This is a genomic window from Marinobacterium halophilum (assembly GCF_003014615.1).
Taxonomy (GTDB): Bacteria; Pseudomonadota; Gammaproteobacteria; order Pseudomonadales; family Balneatricaceae; genus Marinobacterium; species Marinobacterium halophilum.
Genome location: NZ_PYGI01000028.1, coordinates 21,045 through 42,116, shown reverse-complemented (window position 1 = coordinate 42,116; position 21,072 = coordinate 21,045). Strand labels below are relative to the sequence as shown.

At 54.6% G+C, this 21,072-nt stretch carries 21 protein-coding genes; 10 read left to right on the top strand and 11 right to left on the bottom strand.

Annotation, left to right across the window (positions count from 1 at the left end; genetic code table 11):
* Window positions 1-304 precede the first annotated feature (304 nt).
* On the top strand, window positions 305-1,465 hold the full coding sequence (nosP, locus tag CLV44_RS16370) for a nitric oxide-sensing protein NosP (protein ID WP_106593194.1): 1,161 nt from the start codon (window positions 305-307) through the stop codon (window positions 1,463-1,465).
* The gene (locus tag CLV44_RS16365; protein WP_106593193.1) at window positions 1,455-4,046 is read left to right on the top strand and encodes a NahK/ErcS family hybrid sensor histidine kinase/response regulator; all 2,592 of its coding nucleotides are present in this window, start codon (window positions 1,455-1,457) and stop codon (window positions 4,044-4,046) included. Before nosP ends, CLV44_RS16365 begins: the two co-directional genes overlap by 11 nt.
* Before the next feature lie 28 nt (window positions 4,047-4,074).
* On the opposite strand, the gene CLV44_RS16360 is transcribed toward CLV44_RS16365, so the two are convergent.
* Together CLV44_RS16360 and CLV44_RS16355 are read right to left on the bottom strand one after the other, a co-directional pair.
* The gene (locus CLV44_RS16360; protein WP_106593192.1) at window positions 4,075-4,749 is read right to left on the bottom strand and encodes a response regulator; all 675 of its coding nucleotides are present in this window, start codon (window positions 4,747-4,749) and stop codon (window positions 4,075-4,077) included.
* A 67-nt stretch (window positions 4,750-4,816) separates the two neighbouring features.
* Window positions 4,817-5,407, bottom strand: coding sequence for a rhodanese-like domain-containing protein (locus tag CLV44_RS16355; protein WP_106593191.1), 591 nt, complete (start codon window positions 5,405-5,407; stop codon window positions 4,817-4,819).
* A 203-nt stretch (window positions 5,408-5,610) separates the two neighbouring features.
* Between CLV44_RS16355 and CLV44_RS16350 the strand changes: the two genes are divergently transcribed.
* Window positions 5,611-5,958 carry a PilZ domain-containing protein gene (locus CLV44_RS16350; RefSeq protein WP_106593190.1) on the top strand — a complete coding sequence of 116 codons (348 nt, stop codon included), beginning with the start codon at window positions 5,611-5,613 and terminating at the stop codon, window positions 5,956-5,958.
* The gene (locus CLV44_RS16345) at window positions 5,955-6,560 is read left to right on the top strand and encodes a hypothetical protein (RefSeq protein WP_106593189.1); all 606 of its coding nucleotides are present in this window, start codon (window positions 5,955-5,957) and stop codon (window positions 6,558-6,560) included. The genes CLV44_RS16350 and CLV44_RS16345 overlap by 4 nt, the downstream gene beginning before the upstream one ends.
* Here the strand turns inward: CLV44_RS16345 and CLV44_RS16340 are convergent.
* Together CLV44_RS16340 and CLV44_RS16335 are read right to left on the bottom strand one after the other, a co-directional pair.
* Entirely contained in the window at window positions 6,535-7,440 is a 906-nt protein-coding gene (locus CLV44_RS16340) for a DMT family transporter (RefSeq protein ID WP_106593188.1), read from the bottom strand. The two genes, CLV44_RS16345 and CLV44_RS16340, sit on opposite strands and share 26 nt — an antisense overlap.
* Window positions 7,441-7,525: 85 nt before the next feature.
* Window positions 7,526-7,951, bottom strand: a complete 426-nt coding sequence (locus tag CLV44_RS16335; RefSeq protein ID WP_245912722.1) for an RrF2 family transcriptional regulator — start codon at window positions 7,949-7,951, stop codon at window positions 7,526-7,528.
* 393 nt (window positions 7,952-8,344) lie between these two features.
* Here CLV44_RS16335 and rnk point away from each other — a divergent pair, with 393 nt between their 5' ends.
* Window positions 8,345-8,731: a nucleoside diphosphate kinase regulator gene (gene rnk / locus CLV44_RS16330; protein ID WP_170069372.1), complete on the top strand. Its 387-nt coding sequence runs from the start codon at window positions 8,345-8,347 to the stop codon at window positions 8,729-8,731.
* Window positions 8,732-8,810: 79 nt separating this feature from the next.
* Here the strand turns inward: rnk and paaK are convergent, their stop codons facing one another.
* From paaK to paaF, 6 genes are read right to left on the bottom strand one after another with little or no spacing between them, the layout of a single operon-like run.
* A complete protein-coding gene (paaK, locus tag CLV44_RS16325) occupies window positions 8,811-10,118 on the bottom strand; it encodes a phenylacetate--CoA ligase PaaK (protein ID WP_106593185.1) in 1,308 nt (435 codons plus the stop codon).
* Window positions 10,119-10,177: 59 nt separating this feature from the next.
* A complete protein-coding gene (gene pcaF / locus CLV44_RS16320; protein WP_106593184.1) occupies window positions 10,178-11,386 on the bottom strand; it encodes a 3-oxoadipyl-CoA thiolase in 1,209 nt (402 codons plus the stop codon).
* Window positions 11,383-11,853 (bottom strand): hydroxyphenylacetyl-CoA thioesterase PaaI, encoded by a 471-nt coding sequence (gene paaI / locus CLV44_RS16315; protein WP_106593183.1) that lies wholly within the window; start codon window positions 11,851-11,853, stop codon window positions 11,383-11,385. The genes pcaF and paaI overlap by 4 nt, the downstream gene beginning before the upstream one ends.
* Window positions 11,850-13,361, bottom strand: coding sequence for a 3-hydroxyacyl-CoA dehydrogenase PaaH (gene paaH / locus CLV44_RS16310; protein WP_106593182.1), 1,512 nt, complete (start codon window positions 13,359-13,361; stop codon window positions 11,850-11,852). The genes paaI and paaH overlap by 4 nt, the downstream gene beginning before the upstream one ends.
* A gap of 2 nt (window positions 13,362-13,363) precedes the next feature.
* The gene (gene paaG, locus CLV44_RS16305; RefSeq protein ID WP_106593181.1) at window positions 13,364-14,155 is read right to left on the bottom strand and encodes a 2-(1,2-epoxy-1,2-dihydrophenyl)acetyl-CoA isomerase PaaG; all 792 of its coding nucleotides are present in this window, start codon (window positions 14,153-14,155) and stop codon (window positions 13,364-13,366) included.
* 4 nt (window positions 14,156-14,159) lie between these two features.
* Complete coding sequence (gene paaF / locus CLV44_RS16300; protein WP_106593180.1) at window positions 14,160-14,942, bottom strand: 2,3-dehydroadipyl-CoA hydratase PaaF; 783 nt, start codon at window positions 14,940-14,942, stop codon at window positions 14,160-14,162.
* A gap of 402 nt (window positions 14,943-15,344) precedes the next feature.
* On the opposite strand from paaF, the gene paaN reads away from it, so the two are divergent.
* The 5 genes from paaN (at window position 15,345) to sppA (ending at window position 20,457) form a co-directional block, all read left to right on the top strand.
* Window positions 15,345-17,015: a phenylacetic acid degradation protein PaaN gene (gene paaN / locus CLV44_RS16295; protein ID WP_106593179.1), complete on the top strand. Its 1,671-nt coding sequence runs from the start codon at window positions 15,345-15,347 to the stop codon at window positions 17,013-17,015.
* Between the two features lie 14 nt (window positions 17,016-17,029).
* A complete protein-coding gene (locus tag CLV44_RS16290) occupies window positions 17,030-17,815 on the top strand; it encodes an enoyl-CoA hydratase-related protein (protein WP_106593178.1) in 786 nt (261 codons plus the stop codon).
* A 155-nt stretch (window positions 17,816-17,970) separates the two neighbouring features.
* Window positions 17,971-18,717 carry an SDR family oxidoreductase gene (locus CLV44_RS16285; RefSeq protein WP_106593177.1) on the top strand — a complete coding sequence of 249 codons (747 nt, stop codon included), beginning with the start codon at window positions 17,971-17,973 and terminating at the stop codon, window positions 18,715-18,717.
* 31 nt (window positions 18,718-18,748) lie between these two features.
* Entirely contained in the window at window positions 18,749-19,411 is a 663-nt protein-coding gene (locus tag CLV44_RS16280) for an HAD-IA family hydrolase (protein ID WP_106593176.1), read from the top strand.
* A gap of 14 nt (window positions 19,412-19,425) precedes the next feature.
* Window positions 19,426-20,457: a signal peptide peptidase SppA gene (gene sppA, locus CLV44_RS16275; RefSeq protein ID WP_425436464.1), complete on the top strand. Its 1,032-nt coding sequence runs from the start codon at window positions 19,426-19,428 to the stop codon at window positions 20,455-20,457.
* On the opposite strand, the gene CLV44_RS16270 is transcribed toward sppA, so the two are convergent.
* Entirely contained in the window at window positions 20,458-21,039 is a 582-nt protein-coding gene (locus tag CLV44_RS16270; RefSeq protein WP_106593175.1) for a Maf family protein, read from the bottom strand.
* Between the last annotated feature and the right edge of the window lie 33 nt (window positions 21,040-21,072).

The window sequence follows — 21,072 nt, the reverse complement described above, 5'->3', positions numbered from 1 at the left end:
GCTGAAATGGGGCGTTTTTCATAGCGGCCACCCTTAAAGCTTATGGCTAATACTTTAAGAATGGCAGATCTTCAACAGTTTACTCAGACATAGCCTTTTTTATGCCTGCATATCCACTAGTTCTTTGGTCGTATGCAATGCATGATACTCTTCGTTACGCGAAAATATCCCAATCAATTCCTTTAAAATCAAACAGTTAAGACAATAACTCCTATATAAGGGAAAGTACTGAAGTAGCATTACCAGTACGTGATCACGCGTTTACAATGAAAGCTGCCTTGTTTCTTGCGCGAGTACCCCTTACATGAACGCGCCTTTGTTCAATGATCCTATCCGTTCAGCCATGTCCTCTGCCCGAGATCCCGAGCGTGCAGCGCGTGAGCTGGCCACAGCACTTGATTGCCCCGATCTCGGTTTTGTCCTGTTTTTCTGCTCGGCCGAATATGACTTGCAGGCCCTGTCACAAAGCCTCACCACTGCTTTCCCCGATGTTCGCCTGGCAGGATGTACTACGGCTGGCGAATTGACGCCGCGTGGGTATGATCAGGGCACGGTGACCGCGATCGGCTTTGACCGCAATCTGTTTTCCATTGATGTGGGGCTGGTTGAAGCGCTGGACCATTTCAGCCTGACCGAAGCCCAGGCACTGGTTGACACATTGGTAGCCGGCTGTCGTGAGCAGCGTGTAGCACCAATCAAGGGTCATACCTTTGCATTGACCCTGCTGGATGGGCTGTCGAGCCAGGAGGAATTGGTGCTGTTAACGCTCGATTCCGCCCTGGGCACTATTCCTCACTTTGGCGGTTCCGCCGGTGATGACATCCACCTGACCGGTACCCATGTGTATTATGACGGTCAGTTCCGTACCCGTGCGGCCGTTGTCATCATGGTGAATACACCGCTCGACTTTGAGGTATTCACAACCCACCACATGCGCAGTCTGGAACAGAAATTGATTGTGACTCAGGCTGACCCGACAAGTCGCACGGTCTATGAGCTCAACGCCGAGCCTGCTGCCATCGAATACGCCCGCTTGCTGGGTCTGGATCCGAGCCAACTGGACTACCGCACCTTTGCCCTGAATCCGCTGGCAGTACGCATCGGTCAGGAATATTACGTGCGTTCCATCCAGAAAGTGAATCCGGATATGAGTCTGACCTTCTACTGTGCCGTCGAGAACGGCATTGTACTGACGGCGATGCAGCCGGGGGCCATGCTCAGTAACCTGGCGCAGCGATTCGAAACGATCGAGAAAACCATGGGTGAGCCGTTAATCACTATTGGTTGTGACTGTTTCCTGCGTCGTCTGGAGGCGGAATACACGGAGCGTACGACGGAAACATCAGATTTCCTGGTGGCGCATAACGTGATCGGTTTCAATACATACGGTGAGCAGTACGACGGCATGCATCTCAATCAGACCTTTACCGGGGTCGTCATCGGCAGGACAGCGCATGAGTTCTGAACTGAGCCGGGAACAGCTTCACGCGCGTATCGCCCAGCTGGAGCAGGAAAACAGCAAGCTGACACGGATGAAAGACGCGCTGATCGAGCGGGTTGAAGCCAGCAGCACCGTGCGTACCGCGCCTTATGCGGCGTTTGAGCACTCGGTCGTGCTCGCTGAGCAGGTACGTGAACGTACCGAAGCCCTGAATGCTGCACTGGCTGAACTCAAGCGCAGCAACTACGCGCTGAAACAAGCCAACCAGGAAGCGGCCACTGCGCATCAGCGTCTGATCGATGCCATTGAGAGCATCTCTGATGCTTTTGTGCTGTTTGATGAGCACCACCGTATTCTGCTGTTCAACAGTCGCTTTCTCGATTACTGGGAGGGAACCGGTACCGAGATTGCACGTGGTACGGCGATTCAGGACGTGCGCAGACTGGCCATCGAACGGGGAGTCATTGTTGAAGAGCATGTCGGCCAAGGTGATGAGGCGACTGTCTACCGTTTGGCCAATGGACGTTGGGTACAGGTTAGCGAGCGTCATACCGGTGAAGGCGGGTTGGTGATTCTGTATACCGACATTACCGATCTGAAAGCGAGTGAAGCGGCACAACGTGAACAGGCGCTGGCGCAGAAAAGCCGTCTGTTGCAAAGTACGGTCGATAACCTGTCGCAGGGTGTTGCGCTGGTCAATGCGGAAGGCTGTCTTGAGGTGTGGAATGATCGCTTCAATGAGCTGGCAGGTGTGCGCACGATTGAAGGGCTTTCGTTCAGTCAGTTGATGCGGCAGTCCGAGGTAGCGCTGTTGACACCGGATTTGCATGATTCGCAGGGACGTGCGCTACATGAACTTGAACAGCGCCTGCAGGATGGTCGTGTACTGGAAATCAGAACCCATCCGATGCCCGCCGGCGGTTTCGTCAACACCTATACCGATATCACCGAACGCTATCAATCCGCCGAAACCCTGCGTGAGAACGAGCATTGGCTACGTCTGATTACCGACCATGTACCGGCATTGATTGCCTATGTCGGTGAAGATGGCTGTTTCCAATTTACCAATCAGGTCTATGACGACTGGTATGGCTGGCCGCGCGGTACGATCATCGGGCAGAGTATCCGACAGATACATGGCGACCCGTTATATGCCCGTCTCGAACCTCATATTTTGCGTGCGATGGGAGGCGAGAATGCCACCTTCGAGATTGATGAGTTCAATGCGGCGGGTGAGAACCGCCATATGCTCAAGTCCTATGTGCCCAATCTTGATCAAGAGGGGCGTGCAGTCGGCTTCTTTGTACTGATTCGCGATATCACCGAACGTAAACGTACGGCTCTAGCGCTGCAACAGGCATACCAGAATCTTGAGCAGCGTGTGCGTGAACGCACCTCCGAATTGACCGAAGTGAACCAGCAGCTGCGTCAGGAAATCGATGAGCGCATGGCGATTGAGGCACGTCTGCTGGACGCCAAACAGGATGCCGAGCAGGCCAACCTCTCCAAAACCAAGTTCCTGGCGGCGGTCAGTCACGACCTGTTACAGCCATTGAATGCCGCACGCCTGTTTACCGGTGCCTTGCTGGAGCAAGCAATGCCGGAGCGGATCAGTTCCTTGATCGGCTCGGTGAGTAACTCGTTGCAGGATGTGGAAACACTGCTGGGAACGCTGGTTGATATCTCCAAGCTGGATGCGGGCGTCATCAAGCCTGATGTCGGAGCGTTCCGGCTGAACGAGCTGTTGAGAACCTTGGCTGCAGAATATACGCAAATGGCCGCTGCCGAGGGGCTGACGTTCCGGTTCAGTGGCAGTGATGCTGTAGTAATGAGCGATGCGACCTTGCTGGCGCGTATTCTGCGTAATTTTCTCACCAATGCTCTGCGTTATACCGATGCTGGCGGTGAAATACTGTTGGGTTGTCGTCGTCGTGCAGGCAAGCTGGTAATTGAAGTCTGGGATACCGGTTCAGGCATTCCGGCCGACAAATTGACTGAGATCTTTCAGGAGTTTCGTCGTATTCCCAATGCGCGTCATCAACATGATAAAGGCTTGGGACTGGGGCTGGCGATCGTCGACAAGATCAGCAGTATGCTGGATCATCCGATAAAGGTGCGTTCACAGGAAGGCGTGGGCTCGGTGTTCTCGGTGATGTTGCCATTAGGACATCTGAATCCACAGTCGTTTATGCCGCAGTTCAAGGACCCCGCCATCGATAGTCAGCTACAGGGCGCGCGTATCTGGATGGTGGATAATGACGCTTCCATCTGCGCGGGCATGGCCACGCTGCTGGGTGGCTGGGGCTGTGAAGTGGTGACCGCGTTGAGTCTGGAGGATCTGCAGGAGCAATTGTCACTGGGATGTGCGCCTCTGGATCTGCTGATTGCCGATTATCACCTGGATGATGGTGTGACGGGTGTGGATCTGGTCCGTGAGATTTTGCAGCAGCGGGCGGATACGCCACCGGTGATGATGATTACGGCAAATTACAGTAATGAACTGAAGCAGGAACTCAAGGAGCAGGGGTATCTGCTGATGAACAAACCGATACGGCCCTTGAAGTTGAAAGCAACGCTGGCGCATCTGTTACAGCGCCGGACCTGACCGGCACTGTACAGATGCGATGCGGGTGTTAGCGGCGCAGGTATTGGGCGAAATCGATATCACTCGCGGACAGAATGGCCTGGACACGGTTATGCACACCCAGCTTGCGCAGGATCGCAGAAACATGTGCCTTTACGGTGGTTTCGGCGATGTGCAGGTTATAAGCGATCTGCTTGTTTGATTCACCTTTAGCCATACGCTCCAGTACCAGCAGCTGGCGTCGGGTCAGCGAGGACAGCAATTCGGGTGCGATCTGTGCGTGATCGTTGTTACGGCGATTGCGTCGACTGCTGTCCTGCCCGGTCTGACGGATAATGTCAGAAGGCAAGTAAACGTTACCGTTGAGAATCTGCTGCAAGGCTTCAGTCATCTGCGCCCGGGGTGACGATTTGGAAATAAAACCTACCGCACCGCAGGTGATTGCCTGCAACACAATCTGTTTGTCATCTTCGGCGGATACGATGACTACAGGAATGGTGGGTGATTCGTTGCGTAATGAAATAAGGCCGTTCAGTCCATTCATGCCAGGCATGTTCAGATCAAGCAAGACCAGGTCAAGGTCATCATGTTCCTGTGCTAGGGTACGTGCGGTTTCAAGGTCCTCGGTTTCAATCGTTTGAGTCTCTGGAAAGCCGGTCTGGATCACATTGGTGATCGCTTCGCGGAACAGCGGATGGTCGTCAGCGATGAGAATCTTGTACACGTGGTAAATCCCCGTTTATCGTTATTATTCAGGCGCTAATAGACAATCCGTGTCAAATTGCGTTGTCTCATTTTTCAGTGTGATCGGCAAGGGAAAAAGGTTGCGGATGTGCTTTCACCAGCTCCAAATCGGCTTCCTGCCAACCGTCGCTACCCTCAGCGTACCAGTAGAGCCGGGTATATCCCCAGCTGTGCGCGCGCTTCACGGCATTCCACGACATCCAGCAGTCAGCCGTGCAGTAGATAATGATGGGCGTTGCAGAATTGCCCTCGGTGATACGTTCCAGCGTGCCCTTGAAATATGAAGTCCAGGCCGGTTCCAGTTCGCCAAGGCCCACATTTGGCAGCCAAACACTGTCGGGCAGATTGCGTCTGGGTTGCGTCTGTAAGAAGACGCCATCCTGCCAGCGAACAGGCTGTACGTCGAGCAGAACCGGTGCAGGGGTCTGTTGCATCAAAACCTGTACGGCAGCTGTGTCGAGGTGCTGTCCACCTTCAGCCTCATCAGGTGTCGGGCTGCGGTAACGTGCAATTCTGAACCCGTCCCATGAAAAATACAGGTCATCATCAGGTGGTCGTTCTGGCGAAGCCGCGTACGTATGTCCGGCAGTAAGTACAATAAGTACCGATACAATCCATCGCCGCAATAATGAATCCATAAATATTATCTCCGATGACGCTATTACACCTTGGTGCGGTTTTGGACTGAATCCTACGTTGGCGGCAAAAAACCGGTACTGAAGTAGTAAGTAAATACCCTTGCCGTGCGGTATGAGCGTCGGCGTTCGTGATCAGGGACATTGCTGGTTCGTATTCGACTGCCTATTATGTGCGACATTAGCGTTTAAATTGAGTATATGGAATGTTTCAGGAACGACGAATCTACCCACGTATCCCCTGTGATGTGGCAGCTGAACTCGAGACGACCGACGGGCGTCTGCTGGATGCTCAGCTGGTTAATATCAGTCGCAGCGGTTTTTATGTCGAGGGTAGTAAAGATCTGTCTGGCTTACAGCCGCCAGACGGTTTGGGTGCTACCGAAATATGGCTGCATTTCGGGCTTGGTACCAAGCCTCTGCATTGTCATTGTCGTATCGTCTACAAGCGCCGTCATTCCCATGACAGTATCGGCTTGGGATTGCATATCATCTCGACTGATGAGCTGGCGCTGGAAACCATCGACCGATTTGTCGGAGCTCACCTCAATTGATCAGGCCTGTTCATCTGATATTGGCGGCCGCCATCCTGTTGGGATTGTGGCTGACAGATCCTTTTTCGACGACGGATGCGCCTGTCGATACCCCGAGGGTCAGCCTTGCCATTGACCGAGAACAGCCCATGCAGCGCACGCTATCTGCCCCTGCGCAGGTTGCGTTCGAAGATTATCAGTTAACGTTGTTGGCCGAGTTTGCTCTGGATGCACGCGTGTTGGGGCGGGAAAATTATCGTTTTGGGCGAGAGGCTGATCTGTCGCCCTGGGATTTTGCCTTGGGCTGGGGTGAAATGTCTCGCCCTGAAGTGGCTGATCAGTTCGATATCCGTCAGTCAGGGCGCTGGTACTACTGGCAAACCAAGCAATTACCCATTCCCAAGCGCCAGGTTGAAATCAGTAGCGCCAATATGCACATGATCCCGGCAAACGATCAGGTGCGCGAGCAACTTGAGCGGGTGACTGAACATGACCAGCTTCGCCTGCGCGGTTTCCTGGTGGAAGCTCGTGGCGAAGATGGCTGGCGCTGGCGTAGCTCATTGAGCCGCGAAGACACCGGTAACGGTGCCTGTGAACTTATTCTGGTGACCGAAGTGCTGTAAGTGCCTGGCTGCGTAGCGGGGCCTTGCGTTGTTCGGCTCGGATATTGATCAGATTACCGGCCAACATCAATCCCGCGCCCAATGCCACCGGCAGATCAATCTGCTCATCGTAAAATAGATATCCCACCAATGCGATCAACGGCAAGCGCATGAAATCCATCGGTACAACAACGGTAGCATCCGCCAGCTTGAATGCCCGCGCCATACAATAATGCGCACTCATGGCGGTCACACCGACTACCAGAATCCAGGGCAGGGTGTGTAGCTCCGGTGTTTTCCAATCGATCAATGATGGAATCATGCCGAACGGTAACTGAATCAAGGTCATGTAGAACAGGATACACAGCGGCGTTTCCGTTGCGGCCAATGATTTTGTCTGTATATAAGACATGGCATATCCGACCGCCCCAAACAATATCGCCAATGTTGCCGGATGCAGAGTTTCCAGACCTGGACGCAGGATCAGCAATAGCCCGGCAATGCCGAAGAACAATGCCGTCAAGCGCGGCAAGGTTAAACGCTCGCCCAGTAGCATCCATGCCAGCAGGGCCGTCCAGACAGGAGTAGTAAACTCGATGGCGATTACTTCAGCCAACGGGATGAAAGCGAGTGCGTAGAACCAGCCATACTGTCCGCCAAAATGAGCGATGTTGCGCATCAGGTGTCCGCCGACACGGTTAGTCCTCAGCTGTCCCCAGCCGCTGTAAGCAACCAGCGTACCGATCAGAAAGACGCCAAGCAGACTGCGAAAGAACAGTATTTGATAGGTGGTAAAGTCAGCTGACAGCTCACGGCCCGATACTGCCATCGCCATGAATGAAAACAGGGCACCGACCATCCAAAAAGCGGCTATCAGTACGGGGTGTCTATCCTTGAACATTGAATACGCTCACAAAAACAATATGGCAATCTGTGGCATGAAATGATGCCATCGAGAAAGGCGTTGTGTGGATATGGGGTTAGGATTAAAGACGGCTGGAAGCGATCAGTTGCTCACGCATGAGCGGGTTATGTAACAGGTCTGCGAGTGTATGTTGGCCCAGGCTCTCAAAAAAAGCCTGCTGGGCTGTCGCCAGTATCGTCTGCAGGCTGCAATGACCGGTCAAGCGGCAGGCATTGCCCTGACAATCGATCCAGGGTGATGAACCCTCGGTTTGCGCGACCAGTGCGCCGATATTGACCTGTTCAGGCGCGAGCGCAAGCCGTATTCCCCCTTTCTTGCCACGGAACGTATCCAGGTGTCCACTTTTACCCAGTGCATGCACCACCTTGCGCAAGTGTTCCAGTGATATGCCATAGAAAGTGGCAATTTCATTAAGGGTGGCAAGGCGTTCGGTGTTGATGGCAACGTATAAAAGTACGCGCAGGGAATAGTCTGTAAAGCGGCTCATCTGCATGATGACATCTCGATTCCATATCAGAGAATGATAATACAAGATAACGGGCAGATAGATAATCCCCGGTGACATGACAACTCTAATGCAAAAAAAATTGGCTAAGCTTGCCTTTTACCCTCGAAAGAGATATCTATAGCAGTACTAATTCAACAATTAAGAAGGCGCCTTTCGTGGCGCCTTCTTGAGTTTCAGGACCACCATGATCCATTGCCCGTTCAGATTGAAACCGTATCAGGCCTGCTGTGTGGCAGGCATGTTCACCCGCCTCTGAATCTGAGCCTGCCGGCATCAGGTCCGGGCAGGTAAACGGGTATTCCCTACAATTAATCCTATTCTTTCCGTTGTCTCCGAGCAGGAGGCAACTTTGTTATGTTAATGGAGTACAAAATGGCTGATATGCCCGGTATCCAGGTATCTGAAAAAGATATCGATCAACTCGAAGCCATGCTTGAGCGCAAGGAATATCGTGACAATCCGTCTCTTGACGGTCTGCGTGCCGAGCTGGAGCGTGCCGAAGTGGTCGCCCTTGAGCAATTGCCGGATGACGTTGTGCGTATGAATTCAACCGTTACCTTCGAAGTGGAAGAGAGCGGTCAGCGGTTTCATCGCACGCTTTACTACCCCCACCAGATGGCGGGTAAGGAAAATGCAATCTCGATTGTAGCGCCGATTGGTTCGGCTTTGCTGGGACTTGAAGTGGGGCAAACCATCGACTGGCGTCTGCCGGACGGCAAACATAGTCACGTGAAAATCATCGAGGTTCAACATGCCTGAGGGCTGCTGAACCCCTGTTACTAAAAAGGCCGGTCATAATGACCGGCCTTTTCGTTGGAGCTGTGAGTCGATGCTCTATTTAGCCCTTGCGGTGGTCAAACACGCGCTTGGCTTTGCCTTCTGAGCGAGGGATAACGCCTGATTCGACAATTGTGATCTTGGTGCTGATGCCGATGTAGGACTTGATATGGTGCTGCAGTTCCTTGATCACGGCCGCTTCGTCGATACCGTTTGCGCCCGGTGCCAATTCAACCTTCACGTCTACCATGTCCAGGTTGCCGTTCTTGGTGACGATGATCTCGTAATGCGGTGCCAGTGCAGCCACTTTGAGAATCTGCTCCTCGATCTGAGTCGGGAACACGTTTACGCCACGGATGATCAGCATATCATCAGAACGACCGGTGATCTTGTCGATACGGCGCATCGGACGTGCAGTACCCGGCAGCAGGCGGGTCAGGTCACGGGTGCGGTAACGCACGATCGGCAGCGCTTCCTTGGTCAGTGAGGTGAAGACCAGTTCACCGTACTCACCGTCCGGCAGGACCTCACCGGTGTTCGGGTCGATGATTTCCGGGTAGAAATGATCTTCCCAGATGGTGGGGCCGTCTTTGGTTTCGATGCATTCCATCGCCACACCCGGACCCATGACTTCGGACAGGCCGTAGATGTCGACGGCATTGATACCGGCGCGCTGTTCGATATTCTTGCGCATTTCGTCGGTCCACGGCTCGGCACCGAAAATACCGGTACGCAATGGCAGTTCGCGCGGGTCGACGCCCTGACGTTCCATTTCATCAAGGATGTTCAGGAAGTAGGACGGCGTCACCATGATGATATCCGGCTGGAAATCCTGGATCAGCTGAACCTGTTTCTCGGTCTGACCACCCGACATGGGGATGACGGTACAACCAAGACGCTCGGCGCCGTAATGTGCGCCCAAACCGCCGGTAAACAGGCCATAGCCGTAGGCAATATGGACCTTGTCACCGCGATGGCCGCCCGCAGCACGGATGGAGCGTGCAACAACATCAGCCCAAGTGTCGATATCGTTCTGCGAGTAACCCACGACAGTCGGCTTGCCGGTTGTGCCGGAAGACGCGTGGATACGTACCACTTCATCCATCGGCACGGCAAACATGCCGTACGGGTAGGTGTCACGCAGATCCTGCTTGGTTGTGAACGGGAAGTGCTTCAAGTCCTCCAGGGACTTCAGCTCAAAGGGGTGAACCCCTTTTGCGTCACACTTCTGCTTGAAATGAGGAACGTTGTTATACGTGTGTGCGAGGCTCCAGCGCAGGCGACGCAGCTGCACTGCGCGCAACTCATCGATGCTGGCGGTTTCGATTTCTTCAAGGGATCCACGCATCATTGGCTGTTTATTGTTCATGCTTATTATTATCCCGTTGTTGTCTGTCGTAATTATGTTGATTGGCGTCCGACTGGGGATCAGACGCGCTCAATGATGGTGGCAATACCCTGACCTACACCGATGCACATCATGCATAGTGCGTAGCGGCCACCGGTGCGGTGCAGTTCGTACATGGCTGTGGTGATCAGGCGAGCGCCGCTCATGCCCAGTGGGTGGCCCAAAGAGATGGCGCCGCCGTTGGGGTTTACGTGGGCAGCGTCATCGGCCAGACCAAGGTCACGGGTCACGGCCAGAGCCTGAGCAGCGAACGCTTCGTTCAGCTCGATCACGTCCATGTCGTCAAGGGTCAGGCCAGCTTTGGCCAGTACCTTGCGAGCAGCCGGTGCCGGACCAAAGCCCATGATACGCGGCTCAACGCCTGCCGTTGCCATGGCGACGATACGTGCCTTGGGTGTCAGACCGTTAGCCTTGGCCGCTTCTGCAGAAGCGATCAGCAGGGCACAAGCGCCGTCGTTGACGCCTGAAGCATTACCTGCAGTCACTGAACCGCCTTCACGGAACGGAGCTTTCAGTTTGGCCAATGTTTCCAGGGTGGTGCTGGCCCGGGCATGTTCATCGGTATCGAAAATGATCGGGTCGGCTTTGCGCTGGGGAATGGTGACCGGAACGATCTCTTCAGCCAGTTTGCCGTTTTGCTGAGCCGCTGCGGTACGCTGCTGGCTGCGAACAGCGAAAGCATCCTGATCTTCACGGCTGATATTGAAATCAGCTGCTACGTTTTCAGCGGTTTCCGGCATGGAATCAACGCCGTACTGTGCTTTCATCAGCGGGTTGATGAAGCGCCAGCCGATAGTGGTATCAAACAGGCCGTTAGCGTTGCGGGTGAAAGCAGATTCAGCCTTGCCCATAACGAAAGGTGCGCGTGACATGGATTCGACGCCACCGGCGATCATCATTTCAGTATCGCCTGATTTGATGGAACGTGCTGCCAAACCGACTGCGTCCATACCCGAACCGCACAGGCGGTTGATGGTGGTACCCGGTACACAAACCGGCAAGCCCGCCAAAAGGGAAGACATGTGCGCGACGTTGCGGTTGTCTTCACCGGCCTGGTTGGCGCAGCCGTAGATGACGTCATCGATCTGAGTCCAGTCAACATCGGGGTTGCGCTCCATCAGCGCTCTCATCGGGATCGCACCGAGGTCATCGGCGCGTACGCTGGCCAGGGTGCCGGCATAGCGGCCGATCGGCGTGCGGATCGCATCACAGATAAAGGCATCTTTCATCGTGTTTCTCCTCGGGCGGTGGTTTCGTCTTCCGGCAGCAGTGTTCCCTTGATTTGATAGGATTTGCCGCGGAAGAAAGCCAGTTCTTCATTGTTCTGGTTGTAGACAGTGATGTCATACACGCCGGTACGTCCCTTGCGCTGACGCTCTTGGGCAACAGCGGTCAGGGTGTCATCCAGAAAGCCGGGAGCAACGAATTCGATGCTGCAGCCGCTGGCGACAGTGACCTTGTTATAGCTGTTACAGGCATGCGCAAACGCGGTATCCGACAGGGCAAAGATGAACCCGCCGTGGCACATGCCGTGGCCATTGAGCATATCCTTGCGGATTTTCATGCTCAGGCGGGCGTAGCCGGGCCGTGTCTCTTCGATCTGTATATTCAGACCTTTCGCCGCATGATCGTTTTCATGCATCGCTGCGCTGGACGCCTCGGCCAGCTGTTCGGGGGTCATTTCACTGACATTCATGACTGGCGGACTCCGGCAACTTTACGCAGCAGCAGCGGCGACGGACGGTAGCGGTCTTCGCCATAGCTGGCACCCAGGTTGCGCAGCACAGCCAGGATGCGGGTCAAACCTACGGCATTGGCCCAGCTCAGCGGTCCACGCGGGTAGTTGACGCCACCTTGCATGGCGATATCGACAGCGTCTTCGTTGCAGACCTGCTGATTAACGGCATCAAAGCCTTCGTTGGCCAGCATTGCCACGGTGCGCATCACCACCATGCCGGGAATGTCATCGATGACACTGACGGCCTTGCCTGCCGCCTGGAACAAGCCGACTGCCTGCTCAATGGATTTGGCGTCTGCCTTGTCGGCCGGAGCCAGAGCAATACGTGTCGAAGTGGCGTAATCGAGAGCCAGATCGAAGTGAATCAGGTTACGGTTACTGACTTCAGTGGCCCGTACAGTGGTGAACTGGCCGTTGGTCAACATCATGGTGGTATCGCCCACCTGAATACGGCCATCGCCATCGGTACGTGTGACTTCGATACCGGCCGTTTCAAACAGGGCTACCAGCGGTTCGGCAACGCCGAGATCACCTTCGACGGTGACATGAGTGGGCTTTTCAGCCGGTGCAGCGGTCTGCGGCAGCGGCATTTCCGCGCCTTCACTGTAATCGTAGAAACCCTTGCCACTCTTGCGACCGAAGTGGCCTGCACTGACCAGTTCCTGCTGAATCAGTGACGGCAGGAAGCGCTGGTCATTGTAATAGGCTGCATACACGGAGCAGGTGACGGCATAGTTGACGTCATGACCAATCAAGTCAGTCAGCTCGAATGGCCCCATACGGAAACCGCCGGCTTCACGGATGATCGCATCGATGGTCGCCGTATCGGCACCACCTTCCTGATACACACGCAGACCTTCAGCGTAAAAGGGACGAGCAACACGGTTGACGATAAAGCCTGGTGTTGATTTCGCATGTACCGGCTGCTTGCCCCAGCGCGTGGACAGGTCGTAGATCGCACTGGCGATCTCGGGCTGGGTATCCAGACCGCTGATCACTTCGACCAGCTTCATGATCGGAGCCGGGTTGAAGAAGTGCATGCCAATCAAGTTCTGCGGACGCTTCAGCGTGCTGCCGATGGCCGTAACAGAAATGGATGAGGTATTGGTAGCGAGTACGGTCTGCTCGGAGCAGATATCTTCCAGCTGACCAAATACGCTCTGTTTGACCTCCAGGCGCTCGACAATCGCTTCGATTACCAGAGCCGCCGGTGCCATTTCGTCCAGTGAACGGATAACCTGAATACGACCGATCAGGGTATCAACCTCTTCAGCGCTCATGCGTCCGCGGCTGACCAGTTTCTGCAGGCCTTTGGCCAAACCTTCGCGGCCACGCTCGGCGGCACCTTCGGCAACATCAAACAGCAGGACCGGGTGGCCGGCCTTGGCAGCAACCTGGGCAATGCCCGCACCCATGGTGCCTGCGCCGATAACACCGATAACGGATTCAGTGGTAAACATGCTCATGCTCACTTCCCCTTGAAGCTGGGCTGACGTTTCGCCATGAAGGATTTGACGCCTTCACGGTAATCTTCGGTGCGACCGGCCAGTGTCTGCAGGTCGCGTTCCAGGTCAAGCTGCTCGTCCAGGCTGTTATCCCAGCTGGACTGGATGGCGCGCTTGATCAGGGACAAGCCCTTGGTCGGTTGGGTAGCCAGATGCTTGGCCATGGCCAGTGCTTCATCCTTGAGTGCCTCGTCATCGACACATTTCCAGATCATACCCCAGGCCATGGCCTGTTCAGCGCTGATCTTGTCACCCAGCATGGACAGCGCCATGGCACGGGCAGGGCCGACCAGTCGCGGCAGTGTCCAGGTGCCGCCGGAATCCGGCACCAGGCCGATCTTGCAGAATGCCTGAATAAACGAAGCGGAGCGTGCGGCCAAAACGATGTCGCAGGCAAAAGCGATATTGGCACCGGCACCAGCGGCTACACCATTGACGGCGCAGATAACCGGCATTTCCAAGGCTTGCAAGCTGCGAATCAGCGGGTTGTAGTTCTGTTCGATAGAGTCGCCCAGATTCGGCATTTCGGCATCGGGATCGACATTGCGATCGTTCAGATCCTGGCCTGCGCTGAAACCACGACCATTGCCGGTGAGCAGTAGGCAGCGTACCTCTTCACTTTTCTTGACCTGCTTCAGCGCATCACGAACTTCAGCATGCATCTGGGTGTTGAAACTGTTCATCCGGTCAGGACGGTTAAGGGTCAATACTGCAACCCCGTCGGTAATCTCGAATTCGATCGTTTCGTAAGCCATGGTGTTATTTTCCTGTGAAGTTCGGTTTACGTTTTTCCATGAAAGCCGCAATGCCTTCATTGCGGTCTTCAGTCGCTGCGAGCAGGGTAAATGCCTTGCGCTCCAGACTCAGGCCGCTTTCGAGTGTAGTGTCATATGCTTTGAGCAGTACTTCTTTCGCCTGACGCACGGCAATCGGCGGCTTGGATGCGATCTTGCGGGCCAATTCAGAGGCACGATCAAATGTGCGCTCTGGAATGGTGACTTCGCTGATCAGACCGAATTCGCGGGCCTGAGTAGCGGAGATGAACTCGCCGGATAGTACCAGCTGCATCGCCATTGATTTGCCGACAGTGCGCAGCAGGCGCTGAGTGCCACCGGCACCCGGGATGATGCCGAGATTGATTTCCGGCTGCCCAAATTGGGCGTTGTCACCGGCGATGACGATATCGGCATGCATCACCAGCTCACAACCGCCACCCAGTGCGAAACCGTTTACAGCGGCGATCAGCGGCTTGGGAAACTGAGCAATGGTGCGCCAATGCAGAACACGGGGGTCATTCAATACGCCGACTGTATCCAGTGCCGCCATCTCTTTGATGTCGGCACCGGCAGCAAACACTTTCTCATTGCCGGTAATAACGACCGCACGAACATCATCGTTGCTGCTTGCGTGCTGAAGTACGGTGGCCAGTTCACTGAGCAGCTGGGTGCGCAGTGCGTTGTAGGCCTCGGGCCGGTTGAGCGTGATGGTCAATACACCATCCGAAACCGCGGAGACAAGGATGTCCTGATACTCGTGTTGCATAGCAATACCGTCATCTGTGTTTTGTTATTTTACCTGCATGCCCGGCCTCGGCCGGAAGGTGCAGGTACGCCATCTTGCGCACACGGTGAGCGGGGTGCGGCGCGGCTCAAATCCGTTATAGTAGAGGTATGGTTAATCTCTACTATTGAAGCAAGGTTAACCCAAAAGCAAAAAGAGATACAATATTTAGTAAACACATTGTTCTTTTAGTATCACAATCTTTGTTGTATCGTGTGGCTACAGCCATGAATACTGCCGTCAAGATTGTTGTAAGGCTTTTTATCATGCGGCCTACAGGCCGAATAGCCGCTTCATTTTTACCTGCAATCTTGATGTTGACCTAATAAACAGAACACGTCTGCGTCGTATCATGTCCGGCGCCAAGCACAATGGGAGATCCTGATGAGCGAGAATCTTTTTGCCAAGCACACAGCTACTTTGGAAGGCGCGCTTGCGGCCATTCACAGCCGTGATTACTTCAGCCCCTGGTCGGAGAACCCCAGTCCCCGTGCCTATGGCGAAACCGCTGCCGCTGATGGCGAAGCTGCATTTAATGCTCATCTGAACCAGCCCTTCGAGCTGGAGATGCCGGGCATCACTGGCCGTAGCGGTAGCGAAGTATCGCCGTACGGAATTGAATTGAATGTTCAGTACCCCGCTGTTGATATGGATGTGCTGCTGCCGGCAATGGAAGCGACACGTAAAGTATGGCGTGATCAGGGTGTTGAAGGTCGCACCGGTATCTGCCTGGAAATTCTGGATCGCCTGAATAAGCGTAGCTTTGAAATTGCGCATGCGGTGATGCATACCTCTGGTCAGGGTTTCATGATGGCGTTCCAGGCGGGTGGCCCGCACGCACAGGATCGCGGTCTTGAAGCGGTTGTCTATGGTTACGAAACCATGTCGGGTGTACCTGCTCAGGCAACCTGGACCAAGCCGCAGGGCAAACATGATCCGCTGGTGATGGAGAAGAAGTTCACCGTATGTGGTCGTGGCGTCGCGCTGGTAATCGGTTGCTCTACCTTCCCGACCTGGAATACATACCCTGGCCTGTTCGCCTCTCTGGTTACCGGCAACCCGGTTGTGGTCAAGGCGCATCCGGCTGCGGCACTGCCGGCTGCAATCAGTGTTAAGGTCGCACAGGAAGTTTTGAAAGAGCAGGGTCTGCCGCCGCACATCGTATCTCTGTATGTCGACGCTGATGCTGCCAAGCCGGAAACCATGGAGTTGGCTCAGCGCCCGGAGGTGAAGCTGATCGACTTCACCGGCAATACCGCGTTTGGCGACTGGTTGGAACAGAACTGCCCGCAGGCGCAGGTGTACACCGAGAAAGCCGGCGCCAACACGATCGTCATTGATTCAACCGATGACTTCAAAGGCATGGTGCGCAACCTGGCGTTCACGTTGAGCCTGTACTCCGGTCAGATGTGTACGACCACTCAGGACATTTTCGTACCGAAAGACGGTATCGATACCGATCTGGGTCACAAGAGTTTCGATGAAGTCGCTGAAGCCATTGCTGGTGGCGTGACCAAGTTCTTGTCTGATCCTGATCGTGCGGCAATGGTGCTGGGCGCAATTCAGTCGGAAGCGACTGCACAGCGCATCGAAGACAGCAAGAACCTGGGTACGGTTGTGCGTGATTCTGAGAAGCTGACCCATCCGCAGTTTGAGAATGCCCGTGTATACAGCCCGCTGATCATGACCATTGATGCCGAGAAAGAAGATGTTTGGGGTCAGGAGCTGTTCGGACCGATCAGCTTCATCGTGCGCAGCGATAGCCGTGAACACAGCATCGAACTGGCTCGTAATGTAGTGAAAAAGCACGGCGCTATCACGATGGGTTGCTATAGCAGCGATGACGCTCAGCTGGAAAAAATTGAAGAAGCCGCACTGGATGCTTGTGTGGCGCTGAGCATCAATCTGACGGGCGGTGTATTCGTTAACCAGAGTGCGGCATTCAGTGATTTCCATGGCACCGGCGGCAACCCTGCGGCGAATGCCAGTCTGTCTGACTATGCTTTTGTTGCGAACCGTTTCCGCTTCGTGCAGAGCCGTCGTCACCCGAAGTGATCGAGGAGCCGATAATGGAACTGGAAACCGTATTGGTTGAAGTGCGTGACGGCGTTGGTATCGTGACGCTGAATCGTCCCAAAGCGATGAACGCGCTGAATCTGCAGCTCACCTCCGAGCTGGGTCGGGCGATTGATACCCTGGAAGCGGATGAGGGCGTACGCTGTATTTTGCTCACAGGAGGTGAGCAGGTGTTTGCGGCCGGTGCTGACATCAAGGAGATGAAAGTACATGATTTCGCCTCCCTGTATGCGTTGAACTTCCCGTATGTGAAGCGTGACTGCTGGCGTGCCATTGATGAAGCGCGTACGCCGGTTGTGGCGGCTGTAGCAGGCTTTGCGCTGGGCGGGGGCTGTGAGATGGCAATGGCGTGCGATTTCATTATCGCAGCTGACACTGCCAAGTTCGGCCAGCCTGAAATCGGTATCGGCACTATGCCCGGTGCTGGTGGCACTCAGCGCCTGACCAAGGCTGTCGGCAAGGCCAAGGCGATGGAAATGTGTCTTACCGGCCGCATGATGGATGCCGAGGAGGCCGAGCGCAGCGGTTTGGTGTCGCGCATTGTGCCTGCGGAGGAACTGCTTGAATCGGCATTCAGGACGGCGCGCAAGATTGCTGCCAATTCCGCACCTGCAGTCACCATGATCAAGCAGGCCGTGAATATGGCAGTGGATGCTCATCTGGCAGACGGGTTGCGCCATGAGCGTCATGCTTTCCAGTCTACATTTGCTTTTGCAGATTGTGCTGAGGGGATGGATGCCTTCGCCGAAAAGCGCAAGCCGGTGTTCAAGCATCGCTAATCAAGGTGCGTGATCGACCATGTAAGCCGCTGCCGTTCGCGTCAGCGGCTTTTTTTATGTGGCATAGGCAGTCGAGTGGACGCTGGTATCGGCTATAGGTCAGAATACGACCCGCCTCCTGCAGTGAAATATTGTTAACAGAACAGGGTATCTACATGAAATTCGAAGGAAAGCGCGCCTGGATTACCGGAGCCAGTTCGGGAATTGGTCATGCCGCCGCGAAGGCGTTGGCAGCAGAAGGGGCTGAAGTCATTCTGTCGGCGCGTCGCGTTGATCGTCTTGAAGTGCTGGCAATAGAGCTGCGTGAGCAGGGTGCCAAAGTTCATCTGGAACCGGTCGATGTATCTGACCGTGCCGCAATGGAACAGCTGGGCGAGCGCCTGGTTGCGCTGGGCGGCGTGGATATCCTGATTAATAATGCCGGTACCATGCCGATCAGTCCGATTATCAATGGCCGCGTCGATGAATGGGATCAAATGATCGATGTGAACATCAAGGGCGTATTGTATGCCATACATGCCGTATATTCCGGCATGGCTGAGCGCAAACAGGGGCATATCATCAATGTCAGCTCTATTGCGGCACGCACCACCTACCCCAGCGCGGGAGTGTATGCAGGTACCAAGCATGCGGTGAGGGCGATTTCCGAAACCCTGCGCAAGGAGGCCATTCGTTTCGGTGTGCGTGTAACTGATATTCAGCCGGGGTCGGTGGATACCGAGCTGCCGAACAGCATTGGGCATGACAAGATTCGCGGTATCGTAAAGAGCAACATGTATGGTGATGAAGCGGCGATGCTCAAGCCTGAAGATATTGCCAATGCCATCATTTATGCGCTGGAACAGCCGTCACATGTTGATGTTGGCGAATTACTGATCTGGCCAACGCGTCAGGAAAGCTGATTAACGCGCACAAACCGCAAAGGAGCTAAGCTTGTACAAGCTACTGATATTCGATTGGGATGGCACCATCATTGATTCAACCCAGCGTATTGCGTCCTGTATCCGATCATCGGCGCATGACTTGGGTTTGCCGGTGCCCAGCTGGGAAGCATCCAAGGACATTATCGGCTTGGGCTTGCCGGAAGCGATCAAAGTGCTTTTTCCAACGGAAGGTGATGCGATCATTGAGCCGCTGAGTAAACGCTATAGTCACTATTATACGGTCGCCGATGAAACGCCAATAGCATTGTTTCCGGGTGTTCAGCATACGCTGGAAAGCCTCAAGGCCAAAGGCTATCGACTGGCAGTGGCAACCGGCAAGAGTCGAGCAGGTCTTGAGCATGTGCTGGCCGAAACCGGTCTTGGGTGGTTGTTCGAAACCAGCCGGTGTGCCGATGAAACCACATCCAAGCCCGATCCGCATATGCTGCATGAGTTATTGCATGAGACCGGTGTTGGTCCGGGACATGCTCTTATGATCGGTGATACCGAGTATGATTTGGAGATGGGGCGTCGTGCCGGCATGGATACGCTGGCTGTAAGTTATGGTGCACATCATCTGGACAGGCTGAGAGTTCTGAATCCGGTCAAGGAGATTCACCATTTTACGGAGCTGGAAGTCTGGCTGGACGATTTGTCTGCGTCAAATACCTGAAATGAGGGAAGAGTGTGAGCGATAACCACTGGGGAGAAACCGGGGAAAATGCCCGGTCAGAGTCTACCGCGGCCCCGGCCGGGGCAGGGGACAATAACCGACCCTCTTCGCAAAAAGAGTGGCGCTTGATCGAGAAGATGGTTAACAGCTTGCATGTAGAGCATCGGCGCTCCCGGCGCTGGGGTATCTTCTTCAAGCTGCTGACGTTCACGTATCTGTTTTCGCTAATGGCCCTTTTCTGGATCGGCAACAATCTCGATACGGAAAAAGTGATTCCGCATGCCCATACCGCAGTAGTGGAAATCAAGGGGCCGATCATGGATGACGGAGATGCCAGTGCCGACATGATTATCGGTGCGCTGCGCAATGCGTTCAAGGCAGAGCAAAGCCAGGCAGTTATTCTGCGCATCAATAGTCCGGGAGGCAGCCCGGTACAGTCCGGTTATGTTTATGACGAAATTAAACGGCTGCGTGCGCTATATCCTCAAAAGAAAGTTTACGCTGTCATAAGTGATATCGGAGCGTCGGGTGCTTATTATATCGCCGCAGCAGCGGACGAGATTTATGCTGATAAAGCCAGCCTTGTGGGCTCGATCGGTGTTATCTCCTCAAGCTTTGGCTTTGTTGACTTGATTGATAAGTTGGGTGTTGAGCGCCGGACATTAACGGCAGGTGAAAACAAGGCGTTTCTAGATCCGTTTAGTCCGCTTAGCGACAAAGATCGAGCCTTCTGGCAAACCGTGCTCAATACAACGCATCAGCAGTTTATTGATCAGGTTAAAAAAGGCCGAGGTGATCGACTTCAGGATAATGATAAACTGTTCACCGGCCTTGTCTGGACCGGTGAGCAGGCACTGGAGCTTGGGTTGATCGACGGCCTGGGCAGCAGCTCAATGGTCGCGCGGGATGTCGTGGGTGCGGAAAAACTGGTTGATTACACCGCTCACCCGCGTGCAATTGATCGCCTGATTGAGCGACTGGGTGTAAGTGTTGCCAAAGAGCTGTCGCTGCAACTGGGCCTGAGCGGCGAACATTCACTGCGCTGATCAGAAAGGTTCGACCCCTTCGGCTTCCAGCATCCGCACCAAGCGGATCAATGGCAAGCCAACCAGTGTATTGGGGTCGTCGCCTTCCAATCGCTCAAACAGGACAATACCTGCCTGTTCCGAGCGAAAGCTGCCAGCGCAGTTATAGGGCTGTTCGTGTTGCAGGTAGCGCTCAATCAGGGTGTCGCTGAGCGTGCGGAAATGAACGTGGTAAGGGACAACATCAACCTGCACCTTTCCTGTTGCTGCATTGAGCAGGCACAGGCCGGTGAGAAAGGTAAGTGTTCGTCCCGATGCTGCGCGAAGCTGCTCTACGGCACGCTCATGGGTGCCGGGCTTGCCGATGATGTTGCCATCCAGTACGGCGACCTGGTCAGAGCCGATTATCAAGGCATCCTTGAAACCTGTGCTGACGGCTCTGGCTTTTTCTTCCGCCAAGCGCGACACTAGCGCCGCTGCCGTCTCGCCCGGCAGTGGCGTTTCATCGATCTCCGGGTGTTTGGTGCGATAGGGCAAACCCAGTTTGTCCAAAATCTCCCGTCGCCAAGGGGAGCTTGAGGCGAGTACAAGGGTGGGTAGCATGATATTTCCTTTTGGATCACGGCATTTGAATGT

What these genes read in the sequence shown, in the direction of transcription:
- CLV44_RS16340 (WP_106593188.1), bottom strand. Translation starts at nt 7,440, where the DNA reads ATGTTCAAGGATAGACACCCCGTACTGATAGCCGCTTTTTGGATGGTC.
- CLV44_RS16270 (WP_106593175.1), bottom strand. Translation starts at nt 21,039, where the DNA reads ATGCTACCCACCCTTGTACTCGCCTCAAGCTCCCCTTGGCGACGGGAG.
- nosP (WP_106593194.1), top strand. Translation starts at nt 305, where the DNA reads ATGAACGCGCCTTTGTTCAATGATCCTATCCGTTCAGCCATGTCCTCT.
- CLV44_RS16355 (WP_106593191.1), bottom strand. Translation starts at nt 5,407, where the DNA reads ATGGATTCATTATTGCGGCGATGGATTGTATCGGTACTTATTGTACTT.
- rnk (WP_170069372.1), top strand. Translation starts at nt 8,345, where the DNA reads ATGGCTGATATGCCCGGTATCCAGGTATCTGAAAAAGATATCGATCAA.
- paaH (WP_106593182.1), bottom strand. Translation starts at nt 13,361, where the DNA reads ATGAGCATGTTTACCACTGAATCCGTTATCGGTGTTATCGGCGCAGGC.
- CLV44_RS16335 (WP_245912722.1), bottom strand. Translation starts at nt 7,951, where the DNA reads ATGAGCCGCTTTACAGACTATTCCCTGCGCGTACTTTTATACGTTGCC.
- CLV44_RS16350 (WP_106593190.1), top strand. Translation starts at nt 5,611, where the DNA reads ATGTTTCAGGAACGACGAATCTACCCACGTATCCCCTGTGATGTGGCA.
- CLV44_RS16365 (WP_106593193.1), top strand. Translation starts at nt 1,455, where the DNA reads ATGAGTTCTGAACTGAGCCGGGAACAGCTTCACGCGCGTATCGCCCAG.
- paaK (WP_106593185.1), bottom strand. Translation starts at nt 10,118, where the DNA reads ATGAACAATAAACAGCCAATGATGCGTGGATCCCTTGAAGAAATCGAA.
- CLV44_RS16290 (WP_106593178.1), top strand. Translation starts at nt 17,030, where the DNA reads ATGGAACTGGAAACCGTATTGGTTGAAGTGCGTGACGGCGTTGGTATC.
- paaN (WP_106593179.1), top strand. Translation starts at nt 15,345, where the DNA reads ATGAGCGAGAATCTTTTTGCCAAGCACACAGCTACTTTGGAAGGCGCG.
- paaI (WP_106593183.1), bottom strand. Translation starts at nt 11,853, where the DNA reads ATGAATGTCAGTGAAATGACCCCCGAACAGCTGGCCGAGGCGTCCAGC.
- CLV44_RS16285 (WP_106593177.1), top strand. Translation starts at nt 17,971, where the DNA reads ATGAAATTCGAAGGAAAGCGCGCCTGGATTACCGGAGCCAGTTCGGGA.
- paaF (WP_106593180.1), bottom strand. Translation starts at nt 14,942, where the DNA reads ATGCAACACGAGTATCAGGACATCCTTGTCTCCGCGGTTTCGGATGGT.
- pcaF (WP_106593184.1), bottom strand. Translation starts at nt 11,386, where the DNA reads ATGAAAGATGCCTTTATCTGTGATGCGATCCGCACGCCGATCGGCCGC.
- paaG (WP_106593181.1), bottom strand. Translation starts at nt 14,155, where the DNA reads ATGGCTTACGAAACGATCGAATTCGAGATTACCGACGGGGTTGCAGTA.